Origin of the sequence: Pseudoflavonifractor phocaeensis, assembly GCF_016901735.1 — a bacterium.
Taxonomy (GTDB): domain Bacteria; phylum Bacillota; class Clostridia; order Oscillospirales; family Oscillospiraceae; genus Pseudoflavonifractor_A.
In genome coordinates, this window is the sequence record NZ_JACLZC010000110.1 from 1 (window position 1) to 4,477 (window position 4,477).

5 protein-coding genes are annotated in these 4,477 nt (G+C 48.2%); all 5 read right to left on the bottom strand.

Going from position 1 to position 4,477, the window contains the following annotated elements:
* Positions 1–209: 209 nt before the first annotated feature.
* Positions 210–506, bottom strand: coding sequence for a DUF3847 domain-containing protein (locus tag H7U37_RS14370; RefSeq protein ID WP_148342427.1), 297 nt, complete (start codon positions 504–506; stop codon positions 210–212).
* A 138-nt stretch (positions 507–644) separates the two neighbouring features.
* Positions 645–1,409 (bottom strand): hypothetical protein, encoded by a 765-nt coding sequence (locus H7U37_RS14375; RefSeq protein ID WP_204876780.1) that lies wholly within the window; start codon positions 1,407–1,409, stop codon positions 645–647.
* Positions 1,406–1,966, bottom strand: coding sequence for an RNA polymerase sigma factor (locus H7U37_RS14380; RefSeq protein WP_204876782.1), 561 nt, complete (start codon positions 1,964–1,966; stop codon positions 1,406–1,408). The genes H7U37_RS14375 and H7U37_RS14380 overlap by 4 nt, the downstream gene beginning before the upstream one ends.
* Before the next feature lie 84 nt (positions 1,967–2,050).
* Positions 2,051–2,353: a hypothetical protein gene (locus tag H7U37_RS14385; RefSeq protein ID WP_204876784.1), complete on the bottom strand. Its 303-nt coding sequence runs from the start codon at positions 2,351–2,353 to the stop codon at positions 2,051–2,053.
* 186 nt (positions 2,354–2,539) lie between these two features.
* The gene (locus tag H7U37_RS14390; RefSeq protein WP_204876786.1) at positions 2,540–4,294 is read right to left on the bottom strand and encodes a recombinase family protein; all 1,755 of its coding nucleotides are present in this window, start codon (positions 4,292–4,294) and stop codon (positions 2,540–2,542) included.
* Positions 4,295–4,477: the final 183 nt, after the last annotated feature.

Below are 4,477 nucleotides of genomic sequence, written 5' to 3' on the forward strand. Positions count from 1 at the left end.
GCAAAAATGGTACAGACGCCAACGGCGGGTGTACTGTTTTTGTGGGTGTGCAGGGATAGCCGCGTAAGCGGCGCAAGGGGTGCAGCCCCTTGTTGCGGCAAAGCCGCCATATCGGAGCGCGGGGAAAGTTCCCTGTGCGGAGATAAGCCCTCGGCAGAGCGCACACGCCCGCAAGGGTGTATAAGTGCGCCCTTAGTTCCTAAAGGGATTTATTCGGCGTTCCTGCTTTCGGCTCGTTTTTTCAGATATTCCCGCGCTGGTTCACTCGTCAAGGCAAGCCTAAGAAGTGCTGCGGCTTCCTCGTCGGTCATGTTCTTTGCTTCCGGCACAATGCTTTCAAAGACCGCGCCCCGGACGATAAGGCGGTGGCTGCGCGTTCTGCGTTCCTCTTTGGATAACTTCTGACGCAACATCTTTTCCCGGTTCTCAAACTGCCGGATTTTCTTCTTTCCGTCCTCAATCTCGGCTTGCAGTTCCTCGCGGGTTTTCTCTCTTGGTTTCGTCATAGGTGGTCGCTCCTTTCTGCTCATGGGCAAAAGAAAGGAGCAGCCATTTCCATGATTGAAAATAGCTGCTCCTGTTTGCTATTTGGCTATGCGTCTATGCGTCCGATACAATAATAACATATTGACAACATTTTCTCTTTATTCGCCTGCAACCTCGTCAACCGCTCCAGAGCTGTCATAGGTATATAGGTCGGCAGGAACGGAGCTAATGGCAAGCTGATCTTCTGGTGAGAGCGAATTGTACCATTCCAGCCATTCAATGGTTTCTTTTGATAAATCGCCCGTATTAAATAGGTTCCCATGAAACTCGACAACTTTGCTGTCTCCATTGGTGAAATAAGCAGCGGAATTTACCATATCGCAGAAACCATCATTGTCTGCAATATCTGTGTTGCTGAAAGAATACTGAATGATATGCTCGCCACCATCAAGGAAAATCACGCTACTTGTTTTGCCATTGGCTTTTTCGGTGTACTGAACGACACCCAAATCCATATTTGGCGTCTGGTCGGTAAACCAATCCTTATTTGCAATTCGTATTGTCATTGTATCATCAAGTGCTTCATTGATGAAGCGTGCAACCAAAACGGCTTCATCATAAACACTTACGCTACCATCGAGAGAATAGCCCTCCAAAATCTGCGTAGGAAACAGTTCGCCAAAATCCGGGGCAGAGGGAGCTTCTTCCAAAGAATACTCTACCAGCGGTTCAATGTCTGTTGCACCGTTGTTGAAATGATTGACAATAGGAATTGCTACCACAACCATAAGGCACAGGCAGGCTGCCATAGCCCCCCACTTAATCCAACGGGGCTTTTTTGCTTTCTTTTTGTAATTGATGGCTTCGTCAATGTACTTGTCGTCAAGCTCGCTCATGGCGTCGGAAAACTTTTTCGCGTTCATACAAATACCTCTCTTTCAATCAAATATTGCTTCATCTTTTCGCGGATACGGGTCAGCCGGACGGAGATGTTTTTCTCCGAAAGCCCCATAAACTCGGCTATGCCCTTGTAGCTGTCGGCAAACCAATAGCGGCGCATGAAAATGACGCGGTTTTCGAGTGTCAGCGTGTCCAAAAATTCCCCAATGATACGGGCTAATTCTCTGGCTTCGATTTCATCTTCTACGGTTTTCTGGTCTGCGATATAGCCCTCGATTTCCTCTAAGGCAATTTTGTAGTGTCCGCTCCGTTTGGCTGCTTCCTTTCTCCAATAGATTTTGAGTGAAATGTTCCGAACGATTTTTACGATGTAGCTGAGCAGCGGGTTAGGGTGTACCGGGGGAATGGCGTTCCACGCGCCTAAGTAAGCGTCGTTGACACATTCCTCTGCATCCTGCCTGCTGTTCACAATGTTGTATGAGAGATTGTGGCAGATTTTTCCGTATTTAATGTCCAGCTCTCGTATGCCTTGCTCTGATCGTTCAAAGAACATTTCTATGATTTTTTCATCGTCTATCATCTCACCGCCTCCTTTCCGGCTTCACCTATATACTACGGTTTTAGCGGCGAATACTACATCAAATCCAAAACTTTTTCAAAAAAATTATACCATACTTCGCGCGAGATTGCTCGCGGCAGCTTTCGCCGCTTTGCTGGCGGCTCTCCGGCGTTCCTCGCTGTATGGGGCGGTCAGACGGAAAGAGAACCGGCCTTTCTCAATGTCAAACTCCATGCAGCCCGTTTCCGGGTCTGCGTCGGTCTGCTGGCAGATCGACGGATAACGGCGGCTGTATGCAAGCAGACGCTTTTTCAAGGCGGTGTTGTGGGTGCGGATATGGATCAGGGGGTCTTTCTCGTCAAACCAAATATCGGTGGTCTTTTCCTGCTTGGTAAGCCCTGTTCTCATACAAGCTCCTTTCCATGCCCTCGTTTGGAAAGAGGGGCGTTTTTGAGGGATTTTTCCCGGCTCTTGACTTGGGGAAAATGGGGATTTTCAAATAGAAACCGCCCCGATGAACCATTCCTCGTCCGGGCGGCTCCTATCGTGTGATTTCCGTTTTTTCCGGCTCTTGACCGTCAAACATGAATTAGCTCATGCTATGTGTTCTCCTTTCTGCTCGGCGGCAAGGGGCAGTTGCTTGGCTTGCTCCTGCTCCCGCTGCTCTTTCCATTGTCTGCGTTTCTTTTCCATATAGCGTCGATTGTATTCTGCTTTTTTTGCCCGGCGGCGTTCCTGTTCCGCTAACGCGGCCTTTTCTTCCTCGGTCAGTTCCACTTCCTTGTGAGGGATGTCCACCTTACCAACAAAATTAAAGAAAATTTCAATTTCCTGTGTTCTACTTGCTCCTTTGCCCTGGGCTTGGTGGACGAGGATTTTTTCTACAAACTCATTTATCATGGCAGGGGTCAATTCGGAAAAGTCCGTGTATTTTCTGACAAGGGAAAGAAACTTTTCGGCGTTGATGGTTTCCCTGCTTATGCGTTCAAGTTCCTGCTGGTCTTGGGAAATGATTTCTGTCAAATCGCTTAACTCGGCTTCAAAATCGCGGAGCATTTGTTCAAAAAGGGTATCGGAAAGTCGGCCGCTTACATTGTCCTCATAGAGCTTTCGGATTAGGCGGGTCAGTTCATCGGTACGCTTCTCGTTGCGCTGCTTCCGCTGGCGAATGGCTCTTGCAGCTTTTTCCTGCCTGTCCTCGGAAGCGGAGCAGACCTGTGCCATAAACTCGGCTTCATTGTTCAACGCATAGTCGCAAACGCCCTTGATGGCTTCCAACAAAAGCTCGTTCACAACAGCAGTACGAATAAGGTGCGTCGTGCAGTATTTATCATAATGCTGGTTGCCCAAATCGTAACGGGAACAGTTGTACTCGTCACGATCAGGGCGCTTTTTCCCGTTGGGTCTGCCCGCCCAGTCACGCGCATTTCCGGCCTTGCCCCTGTGGTTATACATCTTTGCACCGCAATCCGCGCAAAACATCAAGCCGGTTAGTGGATTGGCCTTTCCTATGCTGTCTGTCCGGCGAATGGTTTTTCGTAGAGTTTGTACGCGTTCCCATGTTTCCTTGTCGATGATAGCTTCCTGTGTGTTCTCAAAAATGACTAAATCCTCTTTGGGGGTCATTTTGACGCGCTTATCTTTATAGCTCTCCTTGTAAGTCCTAAAGTTTACCGTATGCCCCATATATTCCTGCTTGGAGAGTATGTCGGCAACTGTACCGCCGCGCCATGTATAGGGGTCTGCGGCATTGTAGTTTGATTGATGGTTTCCCATGCCGCGTTGTGCAAGATAGTAAGAGGGGCGCTCAACCTTTTCCGTTGCCAATATACGGGCAATTTCATACGGGCCTTTTCCCTCAATGGCCATGCGATAAATCCGGCGTACTACTTCGGCAGCTTCCTCGTCGATAATCCAATGGTCTTTGTCGTTGGGGTCTTTCTTGTAACCGTAGATACAATGGTTGCTTGTGTGCTTGCCGGACATACCTCTTGCCCGTAAAACAGTGGTTATCTTACGGCTGCAATCACGGATATACCATTCGTTCATAATGTTCAAAAAGGGTGCAAACTCGCTGCTTTCCCGTTTGTCGCTATCTACTCCGTTGGTAATGGCAACAAACCGCACACCTTTCTCTCTGAACATTACTTCGGTGTAAAAGCCCACCTGTAAATAATCTCTACCGACGCGGCTCAAATCTTTAACAAGGACAGCAGCGATTTCGCCTTTTTCAATGCCCTCAATCATGCGCTTCCAGCTTGGACGGTCAAAACTTCCACCAGACCAACCATCATCTGTGAAGTGGACGCAATTCGTAAAACCGTTGGCTTTCGCATAGTCCTCCAGCATTTTCTTTTGGAAAGAGATTTGTCAAGGGTGTTTTCACCATCCTACAACGGATCAAGACACCAACAATATCACCTTTTTTACAATACTTCTCGACCACAATCAGTCCTGCACTGACTGTGGTCTTTATTTTGGAAATGACATTTTCCCCTTAAACAAAGGAATCAATCGTCGTTGCGTTTTTCG